The sequence below is a fragment of the Pandoraea sp. CB10b_02 genome, assembly GCF_002216225.1.
Taxonomy (GTDB): domain Bacteria; phylum Pseudomonadota; class Gammaproteobacteria; order Burkholderiales; family Burkholderiaceae; genus Pandoraea; species Pandoraea nosoerga.
Window position 1 is genome coordinate 39,632 of the sequence record NZ_NJGW02000001.1, and the last position, 16,114, is coordinate 55,745.

11 protein-coding genes and 1 pseudogene are annotated in these 16,114 nt (G+C 66.6%); 11 read left to right on the plus strand and 1 reads right to left on the minus strand.

Going from position 1 to position 16,114, the window contains the following annotated elements; genetic code table 11:
- Position 1: 1 nt before the first annotated feature.
- The 9 genes and pseudogenes from CDN36_RS00170 (at position 2) to CDN36_RS00210 (ending at position 12,208) form a co-directional block, all read left to right on the plus strand.
- Complete coding sequence (locus tag CDN36_RS00170; RefSeq protein ID WP_150557480.1) at positions 2 to 1,366, plus strand: TadA family conjugal transfer-associated ATPase; 1,365 nt, start codon at positions 2 to 4, stop codon at positions 1,364 to 1,366.
- 449 nt (positions 1,367 to 1,815) lie between these two features.
- A pseudogene (locus CDN36_RS22570) lies at positions 1,816 to 2,172 on the plus strand (type II secretion system F family protein); the annotation flags it as partial.
- 157 nt (positions 2,173 to 2,329) lie between these two features.
- Complete coding sequence (locus tag CDN36_RS00180) at positions 2,330 to 3,364, plus strand: type II secretion system F family protein (protein ID WP_287495678.1); 1,035 nt, start codon at positions 2,330 to 2,332, stop codon at positions 3,362 to 3,364.
- Complete coding sequence (locus CDN36_RS00185) at positions 3,361 to 4,413, plus strand: tetratricopeptide repeat protein (RefSeq protein WP_287495679.1); 1,053 nt, start codon at positions 3,361 to 3,363, stop codon at positions 4,411 to 4,413. The genes CDN36_RS00180 and CDN36_RS00185 overlap by 4 nt, the downstream gene beginning before the upstream one ends.
- Positions 4,414 to 4,504: 91 nt before the next feature.
- Entirely contained in the window at positions 4,505 to 5,218 is a 714-nt protein-coding gene (locus CDN36_RS00190) for a DUF3613 domain-containing protein (RefSeq protein WP_287495680.1), read from the plus strand.
- Between the two features lie 6 nt (positions 5,219 to 5,224).
- Positions 5,225 to 7,315 (plus strand): pilus assembly protein TadG-related protein, encoded by a 2,091-nt coding sequence (locus tag CDN36_RS00195; RefSeq protein ID WP_287495681.1) that lies wholly within the window; start codon positions 5,225 to 5,227, stop codon positions 7,313 to 7,315.
- Positions 7,316 to 7,468: 153 nt separating this feature from the next.
- Positions 7,469 to 8,866 (plus strand): sigma 54-interacting transcriptional regulator, encoded by a 1,398-nt coding sequence (locus tag CDN36_RS00200; protein WP_287495682.1) that lies wholly within the window; start codon positions 7,469 to 7,471, stop codon positions 8,864 to 8,866.
- 338 nt (positions 8,867 to 9,204) lie between these two features.
- The gene (locus CDN36_RS00205) at positions 9,205 to 9,930 is read left to right on the plus strand and encodes a DUF2968 domain-containing protein (RefSeq protein ID WP_150554194.1); all 726 of its coding nucleotides are present in this window, start codon (positions 9,205 to 9,207) and stop codon (positions 9,928 to 9,930) included.
- A 385-nt stretch (positions 9,931 to 10,315) separates the two neighbouring features.
- Complete coding sequence (locus CDN36_RS00210) at positions 10,316 to 12,208, plus strand: potassium transporter Kup (protein WP_287495683.1); 1,893 nt, start codon at positions 10,316 to 10,318, stop codon at positions 12,206 to 12,208.
- A 181-nt stretch (positions 12,209 to 12,389) separates the two neighbouring features.
- Here the strand turns inward: CDN36_RS00210 and CDN36_RS00215 are convergent, their stop codons facing one another.
- A complete protein-coding gene (locus tag CDN36_RS00215) occupies positions 12,390 to 14,726 on the minus strand; it encodes a Tex family protein (protein ID WP_287495684.1) in 2,337 nt (778 codons plus the stop codon).
- A gap of 72 nt (positions 14,727 to 14,798) precedes the next feature.
- Between CDN36_RS00215 and CDN36_RS00220 the strand changes: the two genes are divergently transcribed.
- Together CDN36_RS00220 and CDN36_RS00225 are read left to right on the plus strand one after the other, a co-directional pair.
- Positions 14,799 to 15,716 (plus strand): hypothetical protein, encoded by a 918-nt coding sequence (locus CDN36_RS00220; RefSeq protein WP_287495685.1) that lies wholly within the window; start codon positions 14,799 to 14,801, stop codon positions 15,714 to 15,716.
- 104 nt (positions 15,717 to 15,820) lie between these two features.
- Positions 15,821 to 16,024 (plus strand): YdcH family protein, encoded by a 204-nt coding sequence (locus tag CDN36_RS00225; protein ID WP_150554198.1) that lies wholly within the window; start codon positions 15,821 to 15,823, stop codon positions 16,022 to 16,024.
- Positions 16,025 to 16,114: the final 90 nt, after the last annotated feature.

The window sequence follows — 16,114 nt, forward strand, 5'->3', positions numbered from 1 at the left end:
CATGACCGATTCCATCGAGTTTGCCGACGACAGGCGCGCGTTTGCCAATTCACAGCAATTCCAGGACATCAAGACCGCGGCGCACGAACATCTGCTCGCGCGCATCGAGGAGCTCGGCGCAGAGTTCGGCCGCTGGAGCCGCAGCGCCATCCAGCAGTTCGTCGATCTCGAGATGGACGGCTTCGTGCGCCTGCGGCGCATCCCGATCAACGAGACCGAACTGCGCCAGATCTCGGACGCGCTCACGAAGGAGCTCGCCGGCTTCGGTCCGATCGAGGACCTGCTCGCCGACCCGGCCGTGGAAGACATCCTGATCAACGGCTACAACGACGTGTACGTGTCGCGCCGCGGCGTGCTGGCGCGCGAGGCGCTGCGCTTCTCGGACAACCAGCATCTGCTGCGCATCGTGCGACGCATTCTCGCGCCGATCGGGCGGCGTCTGGACGAGTCCAACCCGATGGTCGACGCGCGTCTGCCCGACGGTGGGCGTCTGAACGTGGTGATCGAGCCGCTCGCCGTCGATGGCCCTGTGGTGTCGATCCGCAAGTTTCGCAAGGACCCGCTCAAGCCGTCCGACCTGCTCGCGCTGGGCAGCTTCAACGAAGAGATCTATGGCCTGCTCGAAGCGGCCGTGCGCTCGCGCTGCAACATTCTCGTCTCCGGCGGGACGAGCTCGGGCAAGACCTCGCTGCTCAACGCGCTGGCGAGCTTCATTCCCGCGACCGAGCGCGTCGTGACGGTGGAGGACACCGCGGAACTCTCGCTCAATCACCCGCATGTGGTGCGTCTGGAGTCGCGCCAGGGCGGCTTCGACGGCTCCGGCGAAGTGACGATCCGCGACCTGATTCGCAATAGCCTGCGCATGCGCCCGGACCGGATCATCGTGGGCGAAGTGCGCGGCTCGGAAGTGCTCGAAATGATGCAGGCCATGAACACGGGCCATGAGGGCTCGATGGCGACGATCCATGCGAATTCGCCGCGCGAATGTCTCTACCGTCTCGAGATGCTCGCGGGATTCGCCGGATTTCAGGGCAGCGAGAGCAGTCTGCGCCGTCAGATCACCAGCGCGCTCGACTTCATCGTGCAGATCGGCCGCCTCTCGAGCGGGCGACGCCGGATACTGTCGATCACTGAGGTGACCGGGGTTTCCGACACGGTAATCTCGACGCAGGAACTGTATCGCCATGAATCGTTCGTGGGGCCGGACGGCGAGGAGAAGGATCGCTGGGTGTCGCTCGGCATTCAGCCGCACTCGCCCAAGCTGCAGCGCTACAAGGAGCACACGCGCAATGCGGGCGCCGCCGCGTCGCCGGGCAACACGCCGCCCGACTCGGGGGGCGGCGGCTTCTTCGGACGCCGGCGATGAACCACGTCCTGCTGTGGATCCTGTGCATTGCATTGCTGCTCGTCGCGGCAGGGCTGGAGCTGTGGCGGCGCTCGCACCAGCGCGAGAGGGAGCGGGCGACCCGTGCGTTTCTCGAGCGGCAACTTGCGCACAACGCACCGCAGAACGCACCGCAGAACGCACCGCATTTCGCTCCGAGCGAGACGGCGGCCAGGCGCGCGCCGCGCCGCAAGTCGCTGCCATGGGAGTTCTTCTTCGAGCGCGCCGGCGTGCAGCCCGATCCGGCGTTCTACGCCACGCTCATCGTGCCGGGACTGGCGCTCGGGCTCGTGTTCTGGATCTGGCAGGGGCCGCTCTCGGCCATCGTCGTGCTCCTGTTGTATACCATCGGCGTGGTGCTGCGCTACTGGCTCAAGGCGGCGCGCAGGCACCGCAACATCGTGCGTCAACTGCCGGTGTTTCTGGACGGCATGGTGCGCATGCTGAGCGTCGGCAACAGCCTGCCGGCGGCGTTCCAGACCGCCGCGGGCAATGCCGACATGCCGCTGCGCGAATTGCTCGAGCGCGCCGTGCGTCAGGTGCAAGCGGGCGTGGACCTGGACGTCGCGCTCAAGCAGATCGCGCGCGTGTACCAGGTCGAGGAAATCTATCTCTTTGCCGCCGTGGTCGACCTGTCCACACGCTTTGGCGGGCGCGCCGACCAGATCCTCTCGCGCATGTCCGGCTTCATGCGCGATCGCGAACAGGCGCAGGCCGAACTGTACGCGCTTTCTTCGGAGACGCGGCTGTCGGCCTGGGTGCTGGCGGCCTTGCCGATCCTCGTGAGCGCGGTGCTGATGCTGCTCAACCCGAAGTTCTTCGAGCCGATGTTTCAGGAGACGTCCGGGCAGAAGCTGCTTGCCGTCGGCCTCGGGCTGGAAGTATTCGGCGGTTTCGTGCTGTACCGCCTGGCCAAGTCGCTCTGAGCGCGAGGGAATCCACGCCATGAACTCGTTGCCCGCCTCTTTGTCGTCGCTGTCGTCCGACGCCCACCTGTGGATGATGTTCGGCCTGCTGCTGGTTGCCGCCGGGCTGTTGTTGGCCGCCTCGGCGCTTTTGCTGCGCGCGATGCGCCAGGGACGCAGTGAACGCATCATCGACCAGGTGCTCGCGAGCCGCCGGCAACAGGCGCTGGCCGCATTGCGCGCGGCGACCGGGCCGATGGCCTTGCCGGATGAGGGAGCGGGCGACATGGCAAGCGGCGGGCGCGGCTGGCGCGCGTTGTTCGACCGCGCGGCGGCGCTCGGCAAGCGGTGGTCGGAGACACGCCTCGGTCAGCACCTCATCGCGGCCGAGGATCGCCTGCTGCTCGCGCAATGCGGTTACGACAGCGTGCGCGCCAAATCGCTTTTCCTGTTCGCACGCGTGGCGCTGGCCGTGGTGCTGCCAGTACTCGTGTGGCTCTGGTTTCCGGGCGGTGGCGGACTGGGCACGATACTGCGGCTGATCGGCGCGGTGGGGGGCGGGCTGCTCGCGCCGAAGTTCTACATCCAGCGCAAGGCGGCGAAGCGCCGCGCCGAACTGGTCGACGAACTGCCGCTGCTCATCGACTTGCTGCGCTTGCTGCAGGGCGTGGGCCTGTCGATGGATCAGAGCCTGTATGTGGTCGTGTCCGATTTCCGCGAAGTGCTGCCAATCCTCGCGAAGGAATTCGAGAACGCCAACCGCCAGTACGCCTCGGGGCGTGGCCGCGAGGCGTCGATGGGCCGCCTGCGCGAGGTGTACGACAACGACGATCTGCGCGCACTGGTTCGTCTCATCGTGCAGGTCGAGCAGCATGGCGGCGCGGTGCAGGAACCGCTGCAGCAGTTCAGCGATCGCCTGCGCGAGCAGCGGCGTCAGGCGATGAAGGAGCGCATCGGCAAGCTGACGGTGAAGATGACGCTCGCCATGATGGTCACGCTTCTGCCCGCGCTGATGCTGGTGGTGGCGGGGCCGGCGCTTTTGTCGCTGGCCAAATCGATGGAGGCCATGCCGTGACCCTATCTCCTCAGACACGATGGATCGGGGCGCCCCGCGCGCGCCGCACCGGCCGGGCGGCGGTCAACGCGCTGCTGGGCGCACTGTGTGCCGCGGCGCTCTCGGCGTGCGGCGGCCCGCGCATCGGCGGCTACGGCGCACCGTCGGCCGCGGCGCTCATGCAGGCGCAGCAGAACGACGAGGCCCATGCCAGGGCGGCCCGGCCCGATTCGCGAGAACTGTATCTGTCGATGATCCGGCAGATGCAGGAGCAGGGGTCGTATTTCGCGTCGCTCGCGCATATCGACCAGTTCCGGATTCAGTATGGATCGGCACCCGACATCGACATCCTGCGGGCGGACGCGCTGCGCGAGACCGGCCAGCCCGACGCGGCGCTGCAAGCTTACGGCGCGCTGCTCGACGGCCCGCAGGCCGCTGCGGCCTGGCACGGCACGGGGCTGGTGGCGGCGCAGCGAAAGGACTATGCGGGCGCCGCGCGGGCGCTGCGCGAGGCGGTCAGCCGTGCGCCGACCGAAGCGTTCTATCTGAGCGACCTAGGCTTCGCGCTGCTGTGCAGCGGCGATGCGAGCGGCGCGCGCGTGCCGCTCGCGCAAGCGGCGGAACTGCGTCCGGACAGCCGCAAGGTGCTCGGCAATCTGGCGGTGTATCTGGTGGTCGCGGGCGAGCGCTCGCGCGCCGACGAGATGATGGCACAGGCCAAGATGCCGCAGGCCACGCGCGAGGCCATCGACAAGCTGGCGGCGGATATCCGCGCGCAGATGGCCGCGCGCCGCGCGGCGGCGCAGGCGTCACTGCGGCCCGCCCCACCCGCGCCGCCCGTGCCGCCAGACGCCGCGGGCAAGGCGACGCCGTCGTCGGCGCGCGCTTTGGCAGCGGACGGCCCGGTGGTCGTGCGTCTGGGCGCCGGCGAGAGCAGTTCGGGGTGGGCGGGGGCGGCTGCCGGCGCGGCGTCGCAGGCAGCCGCCGAAGCGAAGCTCGCACGTGCGAGCGATGCGTCGCGCAGCGACATGCCGACGTCGCTGCTCGATCGGTTCGGCCACTCACAGTAAGGCAAGTCGCGCGAAGACGCTCGTGCGCGGGCGCCCCCGCCACGCATGGCGGCGCACATCAGGCAGGCTCACGCAACAGGAGGGAGACGGGATGATGGCAGTCCGGAAGTTCACAGCAAAGGCGGGCATGCGCACGCACGCGGCCGGACGCCGGCACGCCGCCGCGTTCATCGCCCTCGCCAGGCTCGCCAGGTTCGGCGCCATGTTCGCCGCGTTCACCGTGTCCGCTGTATGGGCAGGTAGCGCTGTCGCGCAAATCAGCGCGCCGATCACGGGGACGATGGGCAGTGCCAGTGCCGCGGCCGACGCGAACGCGCGCACCGTCGCGCCGCCGGCGCAATCGGCGCAATCGGCGCAATCGGCGCAATCGGCGCAATCGGCGCAATCGGCGCAATCGGCGCAAGTGGCCGGCGATGTGGCCGGCGATGTGGCCGCCGGCGCGGCGCAGCCGCGGGTCGTCCAGGCCTCGCAGGCGGGGCAGCAGGCGGCACCGGCTGCCAGGGTGCCGGCCAACGTCGTGCGCCGCACCACGCCGCTGCGGGTCGGCGAACATGCGTCCGACGGCATGCTCGGTGATGAAACCGAGGCGTTGCTGGCGCTCCAGGCGAGCAACCTCGCGGCAGGCCCGGGGCTGCCGATGCTGGGCGCCACCGCGTCGCGCGCATACAAGCGCTATCTGGACAGCTTCACCTACGCGATTCCGCAGTTCTATCCGACGATGGTGCAAACCGAGAGCGGGGTGGGCAACAACAGTGGCAGTGGCGGAGCCGCACCGGCGGCGGCGGGGGCTGGCGCCAGCCAGTGACGTGACATGACTGCGCGTGCGCGTGTGCGCCATTTCGTTCGTGTTCCACCCGGCGCGCGGCAGCGCGGCTCGGTGCCGATCGTGGCCTTCGCCTTCGTGATCGTCGCGCTGGTTCTCGCGTTCGCGATCGACGCCGGGTATGCGTTCATGAAGCGGCGCGACCTGCAGCGCGCCGCGGACATGGCGGCGCTCGCCGGTGCGCAGACGCTGCCGGGCTGTGCGAACGCCGCGTCGTATGCCGCCGTGGCGCAGGCCAACGTGACGTCGAACATGGGCAGCAACGTGAGCGGATTGCAGGTCACGTCGGCGTGCGGCATCTGGACCTCGCCCGCGGCGAACGCCACGGGCCCCGGAACGTTCGCCGCGGTGAGCTCGGGCAATGCCGCGAGCGGCAACGCGGTGCAGGTCACGCTCTCGCTCACGGTACCGTCGTTCTTCCGGCTCACAGGCAATCGCACGATCACGGCCACGGCCATCGCCCGCAAGGCGCCGGCGGTGGTGACGTTTACGGTCGACTCGGGCCTGCTCGCCCTCAACACGAGCAACTCGGTCCTCGCACCGCTGCTCAACACCATCGGGATATCGCCGTCGCTCTATGTGGGCGCGGCGCAGCAACTCGTAGGCGTCAATGTCACGCCGAAAGGCATTCTGCAGGCGCTGGGCGTACCGATCACGGGCGACGTGTCGGTGGCTTCGCTCACGGGCGTGGCCGCGGTGAGGAATCTCACGGTGGGCTCGTTGCTCAGCGCGACGAATACGGCGCTCGCGACGCAAAACGGTGCGCTCTCGGCGTCGGTCACCGCGATGAACAACCTCATCAGCGTATTCGCCGGCAGCCCGGTGCTGAATCTGCCGATCAATCTGCTCAGCACGGCCACCACGCCCGGGATCATCGCGAATATCGACGCGGCGGGCGTCAGCGCCGCGAACGCGCTCACGGCGAACATCGGTGTCGCGGACCTGATCACTGCCGCCATCATCGGTGCGAACGGCACCAACGCGATCTCGATCAGCGCACCCGTCAATACGCTCGGGCTGTCGGTCTATGCACGGGTGGTCGCGCCGCCGCAGGTGGGCGTCGGCGGCGTCGGCGCGACGGCCACGTCGGCGCAGCTGCGTCTTTTCGTGAGCGTCAATCCCGGCGCGACCGGGCCGGTCTCGTTGCTTGGCGGACTGCTGAGCGGTCTCAATACGACGCTGAACCTGCCGCTCGTGCTCGAACTGGCGCAGTCGAGCGCCACGGTAACGGCCCTGCAATGCGGGGCGACGCCAGCGGCGACGCTACAGGTGAATTCCGGGCTGGTGAACGTGTGCGTGGGCGGTACGGCCAGCGGCGTGAACATGGCGACCAATACGGCGAGCTGCACGACGCTCATGACGCAGCGCACGACGGTGGCGAGGCTGCTCGGCCTGATCGACGTGAACGCCAACGTCAATCTGTCGCTCGCCTCCAGCGCACCGGCGCCGATCACGTTCAGCGGTCCGTTTCCGCAGAGCGTCGGACCGATCGGAACGAGCGTGAATCTGGGTTCGATCGTCGGCGGCCTGCTGGCCGGTCTGTCGCTGGACGTGAGTGCGTCGGCGAGCGCCAGCACAGGCGCGCTCGGCACCGGACTCGTGAACAACGTGCCGGCCGCGGCGGCCGGCGCGACGATCTCGACGGTCAACGCGTTTCTCAGTTCGGCCGCATCGGGACTGAAGGCGACGACCAATGCACTGGGCAGCACGCTGGGCGGTGTCCTGACGTTGAACCTGCCGCAGGTCGTGGGCGGCGTCGGCGGGCTGGTAACGGGGCTCGTCAACACGCTGGGCGGCATCGTGAACGGCTTGCTCGGCGGCCTCTCGGATCTCGTTTGCAATCTCGGCGGGAGTGCTGCAAATGCATGTCGCATCAACGCCGTATCGAATTCGATCGGCACGAGCGACATATCGCCCGTGCTCGGCAGCATTCTCTATACGTTGCTCAACCCGCTGCTCACGCCGTTGAGCACGCTGCTCAACACGCTTCTCACGTCGCTCGGCATCCAGCTGGGCATGACCACGGTAACGGTGGACAGCATCAACTGCCAGAACGGCCTCGTGCAACTGGTGTATTAGCGGCGAAGTGGGGAAACGCAGATATGCGGATGTGCGGATGTACGAAGCGATGGGCCCGACCGAGACGGCCAGGCGTGCGGACGTCCCCCGGGGCGGCCGCACCGGATTTCATCATGACGGATGCCCGTGGTATCCGGCGACCAGCGGAACAGCATGAAAAGCAAGCCAATACGTGAAGATCTCGACGTGTACGTGTGGGAAGGCAAGTCGGATATTGCCGAGCGCGTCGCGCACTGTCTCGCGAGCTTCGACATGGAGGTCATTCGTGCCGACGGCATGGATCTGTCGCGCGAGCGCACGAAGGCGAGGCCGTCTATCGCCGTGGTGAGCGTGTCGGTGATCGAGGGCGCTTCCACCAACGCGCATGAGTGGCAACTGGGCCACGGCATGCCCGTCATCTGGGTGGCGACTTCCCCGCGCGAGAACGATCCGCGGGTCTATCCGCCGGAATACAGCAACATCCTGACGCTCGACTTCACCGGCGCCGAACTGCGCACGCTCATCTTCAAGCTCGCGGGCGCCATCGCCGAGGCGGACAAGGCGCCGGCGCCGAGCGATCCGCTCGTCGCGCAATCGAGCGCCATGCTCGCGCTGCTCGCGGAAGTCGACGCGTTCGCCGACTGCGATTCGAACGTGCTGATTCACGGCGAGACGGGCGTCGGCAAGGAACGCATTGCACGGCTGCTGCACGACAAGCACAGCCACTACGGTCAGGGGCCGTTCGTGGCGGTGAACTGCGGCGCGATTCCCGACGGGCTCTTCGAGTCGCACTTCTTCGGCCATGCCAAAGGGGCGTTCACAGGGGCGCTCTACTCGCACAAGGGCTATTTCGAGCAGGCCAACGACGGCACGCTGTTCCTCGACGAAATCGGCGATCTGCCGCTGTATCAGCAGGTCAAGCTGCTGCGCGTGCTGGAGGACAGCGCGGTGACGCGTCTGGGCTCGGCGCAGCCCGTCAAGCTCGACTTCCGACTGGTCGCGGCGACCAACAAGAACCTCAAGGCGATGGTGCGCGAAGAGTTGTTCCGTGCGGACCTGTTCTATCGCCTTGCCGTGATCGAGCTGCGCATTCCCAGCCTGGAAGAGCGCGGCCCCGTCGACAAGCTGGCGGTCTTCACGGCGTATCTCGGCAAGGTCGTGGGCGACGGCGAGATCGGCGCGCAAGTGCCGCCGTGGTTGCGCGAGCTGGTCGAGGTCGGGGTGTTTCCGGGCAATGTCCGGGAAATGCGTAACATCGCCGAGCGCGTGGGCATCATCTATCGCCAGTTGGGGGCGTGGGACGAGCGGCGCATTCGCCCGATCTTCGAGGCGCTCTCACCGGCGCCCGCCGCACGCGGCGACGACGTGGCGCGCGGCGGCGCACTGGTCGACCGCGCTCGCTGGGACGCGGCCGAGCGCGCCCGCATCGTCGCCGCGCTCGACGCCAACGGCTGGCGCCGTCAGGACACGGCCAACGCGCTGGGCATCAGTCGCAAGGTCCTGTGGGAGAAAATGCGCAAATACCAGATTCTCGGCAACGACTCGGAACTGGCCAACGAGTACGAGGCTTGAGACGCCGGGGCTCGCCCGGCACTCCCCATCCTGCGTGGGACAGGCCTCGAAACGCCGTCGTATGACGGGATTTTTCCGACAAGCGAGTTCGCCCGTGCGGAACCCGGCGCCCCCTGGAGTTGCGCGGTGTCAACAGATGAAATGGGGCGGCCACAATTGCGCATTCCCCGCTTGGAAGAGCGCCTGTCAATGGATAGAATTGTCGGCTATTGCGGGCATGCGGTTATCATTCCACAAATACGCAGGTCTCAGATCCTCGGGACGGAGTCCGGGGTGGCGAATGAATGCGACGAACAAGGGCCTGAAACGGCTCGGTCGATAACAGGAAAACAGATCAGATGAAAATCAGTGATTGCCGGGGGCGGTTTTGGTTGGGCGTGGGGGTGGCATGCCTGGCTGCCTGGGGGACGTCAGCAGGCGCAGCTGAAGCCGTCAAGGATGTGACCGGTGCGGCGCCCGCCCAGCTCGCGGCTCCGGCAGTGTCCGCAACGGCTGGGGCGCAGCCTGCCGCATCGGGGACGATCCAGGAACTGCGCGATCGCATCCAGAACAAGGAAGTCACCGAACTCCGTACCACGTACAACGGCCGCTACGGCGCGAGCCTGCTGTTCTATCCCCAGACGATGGGTTATTACGTGGCCCTGTTCCACGAAGGCCAGTTCTGGCGCGTGGTCAAGCTCAACAACGAGAAGAAGGCCGAGGCGCTCTACGGCGACTTCGTGCGCCAGACGCAGGTACTCGCCGACGTCGAGATCCGCCGTATCAAGCTCGAAGCACAGAAGGCGTTGATGGAGCGCCAGCTCGCCGAGAGCGAAGCGCGCCTGAACGCGGTGCAGAACGATCTCGCGATCCAGCGTCAGCAGGAGCAGGCCCTGGCACAGAACCAGCAGGCCATTCGCGAACAGGCTTCGGCGCTCGAGACGGAACGCACGGCAGCCCGCATCCGCCTGACCGACCTGCAAGGCCAGATCCGCTCGCTCGAAGCCGAGCAGAACAGCGCCGACTCCGATCTCGTGCGCTCGGTCAAGAACGCCAGCGGCCGCAAGCCGGTCCGCCGCCGTTGAACGACGGGGCTACTCAGGGCCCCGGATGTACAAAAAGCCGCCTCCGGGCGGCTTTTTTCGTTGCGACATGGCCGACCGCGGCCCGGCGGGGTGCCGCGCTACACCCAATCGGCAAGCCTGTCGACAGGCAGTCCGTCATGGCCGGGATATGTCGCGCATTTGCAACTTGCAAACGGACGTCCACAAGCCCGGAGCCCGGCGGCATAACATCGGTGAAACCCTTGCCCCATCGCACTGGTCACGGCGTGCGGCTCGAATTATCCTAGCGAAGCCCGTCATGCAGGACGCCCGGCACTCAGGACCTGCCCGGACTGGCGAGGGAACCGGCGCCCAGTTAGAATAGCGGCCATTTTGTGCAGCGCAATATTGCGATTACCCAAACCTTATGACGCAAAACATTCGACACGGGCAGCGCCGTCAGGCTTTGCCCGCGCTCATGGTGTCGGCCATCGGCGTGGTCTTCGGCGATATCGGTACCAGCCCGCTCTATGCGCTCAAGGAATGTTTCGATCCGCAGCACGGCATTCCGTTTAACCAACAGGCCGTGTTCGGCATCATCTCGCTGCTGTTCTGGGCCTTGGTGGTCGTCGTTTCCCTGAAGTACGTGCTGTTCGTGATGCGAGCGGACAACCGAGGCGAAGGCGGCGTGCTCGCCCTCATGGCGCTGAGCCTGCGCAGCGTGCGCGGCGGCGGCCGATGGGCGTCGGTGCTCATGATGCTCGGCATGTTCGGCGCGTGCATGTTCTACGGCGACGCCGTCATCACACCCGCCATTTCCGTGATGTCGGCGGTCGAAGGCCTGGAGATCGCCGCACCGTCGCTCTCGCGCTTCGTCCTGCCGATCACGATCGTCATTCTGATCGTCCTGTTCTCGATGCAGAAGTCCGGCACGGCCAAGGTCGGCCGCCTGTTCGGACCGGTGATGGTGACGTGGTTCCTGATCCTCGGCGTGCTCGGCCTCTACAACATCGTGGCGGCGCCGGAGATCATCAAGGCGATCAATCCTTACTACGGCATTCACTTCATCCGCACGCACGCGCTGCAGGCGTATATCGTGCTCGGTTCCGTGTTCCTCGTGCTCACTGGCGCCGAAGCGCTCTACGCGGACATGGGTCACTTCGGCATCCGGCCGATTCGCTTCGCGTGGTCGTTTCTCGTCTTCCCGGCGCTGGCGCTGAACTACTTCGGCCAGGGTGCCTTGCTGCTGTCCGACCCGAAGGCCATCGAGAACCCGTTCTTCCTGCTGGCCCCGGACTGGGCGCTCCTGCCGCTCGTGATCGTGGCGACTGCGGCCACGGTCATCGCCTCGCAGGCGGTGATCTCGGGGGCGTTCTCCCTCACGAGCCAGGCGATTCAGCTCGGCTACGTGCCGCGCATGAAGATTCTGCACACGTCCGATCGTGAAATCGGCCAGATCTACATGCCGGTGATCAACTGGTCGCTGCTGCTCGTCATCATCTGGATCGTGCTGGCGTTCAAGTCCTCGAGCAACCTGGCGGCGGCATACGGTATCGCCGTGACGACGACGATGGTCATCACGACGATTCTCGCGTGCGTAGTCATGGTCAAGGTGTGGAACTGGAACAAGTTGCTCGTGGCGCTGATTATCACGGGCTTTCTGGTGGTCGACTTCGCGTTCTTCGGCGCCAACCTGATCAAGGTGGAAGAGGGCGGCTGGCTGCCGCTCGCGCTGGGCGCATTCCTGTTCTTCATGCTGATGACGTGGCACAAGGGCCGTCAGCTGCTGCGTGAGCGCACGGCCGCCGACGGTATTCCGCTCGGGCCCTTCCTGCAGGGGCTGCTCGCGCATCCGCCACATCGCGTGGCCGGCACGGCGATCTATCTGACCGGCGGCAACACGCTCGTGCCGGTGAGCCTGCTGCACAACCTCAAGCACAACCGTATCCTGCACGAGCGCACGATTTTCCTTACCTTCCGCACGGTGGACGTGCCCTACGTGGAGGACGCCACGCGCATCGAGGTCAAGGACCACACCGGCGGCCTTTACAGCGTGGTGGCGACCTTCGGCTTTAACGAGACGCCCGATGTGAAGGAGGTGCTGCATCTGCTCGAGGAGAAGACGGACATGCATTTCGAGCTGATGGACACGTCGTTCTTCCTCGCGCGCGAGACCGTGGTGCCGACGAAGCTGCCGGGAATGTCGATCTGGCGCGAGCGTCTGTTCGCGTGGATGCATCAGAACGCGGCCAAGCCCACCGACTTCTTCAGCATTCCGGCGAACCGCGTCGTGGAGTTGGGCACGAAGATCGAAATCTGAGGCAGCGTGCGCGGTGCGGAGGCGACATGCCGCGCCGGTCTCGCATTGCCGCCGCGCGCGCAATCTCAGGCGTCGTCCCACGAAAAAAGCCCGCTCGATGGAGCGGGCTTTTTCATTGCGACACGTCGTTCGCCCTCGCACGGACGCCACCTTCGCGCCGAGGGTGACATCGCGCGCGAGTTCAACGCTTGAGCTTGGCGAAGGCGGCGGCCATGGCGCTGATCGTCTCCGGCTCGCGTTGGCGGGGTGCGCCGCCGCCACGCTGCGCACCGCCGCCGTGGCGCTGGGCGCCACCGTTGCCAGCGCGCTCGCCAGCACCGGCGGCCGGAAGGTCGTCGTTCAGACGCATGGTAAGTGAGATGCGCTGACGGCGGGGGTCGACTTCGAGCACCTTGACCTTCACGATGTCGCCGGCCTTCACGACTTCGTGCGGGTCCTTGATGAACTTCGTCGACATGGCGGACACGTGGACCAGGCCGTCCTGATGCACGCCGATGTCGATGAACGCGCCGAATGCGGCCACGTTCGTCACCACGCCTTCGAGCTGCATGCCCGGCTTCAGGTCGGTCAGCTTCTCCACGCCCTCCTGGAACGTCGCGGTCTTGAACTCGGGACGCGGATCGCGGCCCGGCTTCTCGAGCTCGGTCAGGATGTCCTTGATGGTCGGCAAGCCGAAACGCTCGTCGACAAATTCGTTCGCCGACAGGCTGCGCACCACCGGGCCGTTGCCCATCACGTCACCGATGGACTTCTTGATCTTGGCGAGAATGCGCTCGACGACCGGATAGGCTTCCGGGTGCACCGACGAGCGATCGAGCGGGTTGTCGCCGCCATTCACGCGCAGGAAGCCGGCAGCCTGCTCGAAGGTCTTGTCGCCAAGACGCGGCACCTTCTTGAGCGCCTCGCGGTTGGGGAACGGGCCGTTGCTGTCGCGAAAGTCCACGATGTTCTTCGCGAGCGTGCTGTTCAGGCCCGACACGCGCGCGAGCAGCGGGACCGACGCGGTGTTCACGTCCACGCCCACCGCGTTCACGCAGTCCTCGACCACGGCGTCGAGCATGCGCGCCAGCTCCCGCTGGTTCACGTCGTGCTGGTACTGGCCGACGCCGATGGCCTTCGGCTCGATCTTGACCAGCTCGGCGAGCGGGTCCTGCAGGCGCCGAGCGATCGATACGGCGCCGCGCAGCGAGACGTCGAGTTCCGGGAATTCCTTGGCGGCGAATTCGGAGGCCGAATACACCGAGGCGCCGGCTTCCGAGACCACGATCTTCTGCAGCTTGAGTTCGGGGTGGCGCTTGATGAGCTCGAGCGCGAGCTTGTCCGTCTCGCGCGACGCCGTGCCGTTGCCGATGCTCACGAGCTGCGCGCCCGTGGCGGCCGCGATTTTGGCCAGGCGTGAAATCGAACCTTCCCAGTCGCGGCGCGGTTCGTGCGGATAGATGGTGTCGGTGCCGAGCAGCTTGCCGGTGGCGTCGACGACGGCGACCTTCACGCCGGTGCGCAGGCCCGGGTCGAGGCCGATCACGCCCTTCGGGCCGGCCGGTGCGGCCAGCAGCAGCGCCTTGAGGTTGCGCGCGAACACGCGAATCGCTTCGTTCTCGGCGCGCTCGCGCAGTTGCGTGAGCAGCTCGGACTCGAGATGCGGCTGCACCTTCACGCGCCAGCACCAGCGGCACACGTCGGCCAGCCACTTGTCGGCGGCGCGGTTTTGCTGACGAATGCCGAAGTGCCCGGCAATCAGGCCTTCGCACGGGTGCGGCACCTGGGCGTCGAGCTCTTCGCCGAGGCCGAGCTTGACCATCAGGATGCCGAGATTGCGGCCGCGGAAGAGGGCGAGCGCGCGATGCGACGGGACGGCCGAGATCGGCTCGTCATAGTCGTAGTAGTCGCGGAATTTCTCGCCTTCCTCGTTTTCCTTGCCTTCGATGACTTTCGAGGACACCACGCCCTGAGTCCACAGGTAGTCGCGCAGCTTGCCGAGCAGTTCGGCCGTCTCGCCAAATTGCTCCGACAGGATGTCGCGCGCGCCGTCGAGCGCAGCCTTGACGTCGGCTACGCCTTTGCCGGCGTCGACGAACCTGGCGGCTTCGGTTTGCGGATCGAGCGTCGGGTCGGCGAGCAGCGCCTGCGCGAGCGGCTCGAGGCCGGCCTCACGGGCGATCTGCGCACGCGTGCGGCGCTTCGGCTTGTACGGCAGATAAAGGTCTTCGAGCGTCTGCTTCGTGTCGGCCGCCTCGATGGCGGTGCGCAGTTCGTCGGTGAGCTTGCCCTGTTCGTCGATGCTCGCGAGGATCGCGGCGCGGCGATCTTCCAGCTCGCGCAGATAAAGCAGGCGTTCTTCCAGCGTGCGCAATTGGGTGTCGTCGAGGTTGCCCGTCACTTCCTTGCGGTAGCGCGCGATGAATGGCACGGTGGCGCCTTCATCGAGCAATTGCACGGCGGCAGCGACCTGACGCGGCTGCACGCTAAGTTCGGCAGCGATGCGTTGAACGATCTGAAGAGCTACGTTTTGCGTCATGAGTGTTGCGAATTACCCAAGTGCCAGGAGCGGGGCATTTTGCCATAAACGGCGGACGCGTCCGGGCGGGCAATGCTAAAATTTGACATCACTCTGCTCAACCTCATGATTTCCTTCGCAAAATTGTTTTCGCGCCGCCATGTTGGCGTGTCGCTCACCGCATTTGCCGCGCTCGGCAGCGTGGCAGCGGTCAGTGTCTGGCCCGGCGTATCGCTCGCGCAGGGATTGTCGGCCACCGAGGCCGCCGGGCGCACGACCGAACAACTTCGCGTGCCGCAGGTGCCGTTCGATGCCACCGCCGATCGCATACCGTCGCCCGCAAGCGCGGCGTCGGCCGCGGCAGCGGCCGAGGACGACACGCCGGTGGCATACGACGATCAGCTCGATCTGCATCCCGCACAGGACGACTTCGCCGGCCGTCGCGCCTTGCTCGAGCGTCAGCGCGCATGGGTGGATTACCGGTTCGAGGAAGCGAAGTACGAATGCGCGTCGAAGTTCTTCGTGAACTACTGCATCGACAAGGCGCGCGACGCGCAGCGCGAGGCCCTCAAGGCCATTCGCAGCCAGCGTCTTGTGCTCGAGGATCAGGAGCGCAAGGCGCGTGCGCAGGAGCGCGAGCAACGTCTGGCCGAAAAGCGGGCGCAGACGGCAGCCGAGGCGCCGCAACGCGCTGCCGAGCGTGCGCAGAACGTGGCGGACTACGAAGCCAAGCAAGCCGAATACCAGCAGCGCGTGACCGAGCGCACGGGCCAGGCCCCGCAACGCGCGGCCAACGTCGAGCAGTACAATGCCAAGCAGGCCGAGCAGCAAAAGAAGCTCGAGGATGCCAAGGCATCGGCCGCGCAGAAGGCGGCCGAGCGCGAAGAGAACGTGCGCAAGTACAACCAGAAGCAGCAGGAAGCCATCGAGCGCAAGCAGAAGTCGGACCAACGCCGCAACGAGTCCCAGTCGGGCGGCTCGCCGGCCCAGAAGGCGCTGGAAGGGAAGTAAGCGAGTCGCACCGGCGGCGTTGCGCGCCGGTCAGATTCGCGGACGTGGCCCCGGCAAGGCTGGCGGGCCCGGTATCATTCGAGAGTCGCAGGAGAGTTGCCAGGATGCAGCACGATCTTCACTCCATTGGACGCCGCATCATCGAGTTGCAGATCGAGCATCGCGATCTCGACTACCTGATCGACAAGTTGCTGACCGAGCCGACATACGACGAACTGCAGGTCACGCGGCTCAAGAAGCGACGTCTGAAAATCAAGGACACCATCACCCTGTTGCAGGTGCAGCAGATGCCGGACCAGCCCGCCTGAGCGGGCGCCGCGCACAACGCCCGCGAGGCCCGGCCAAGCTGCCGGGCCTCGCGGCTCGCGATTGCGCGGTTTTCATTTTTCATCGCGGCG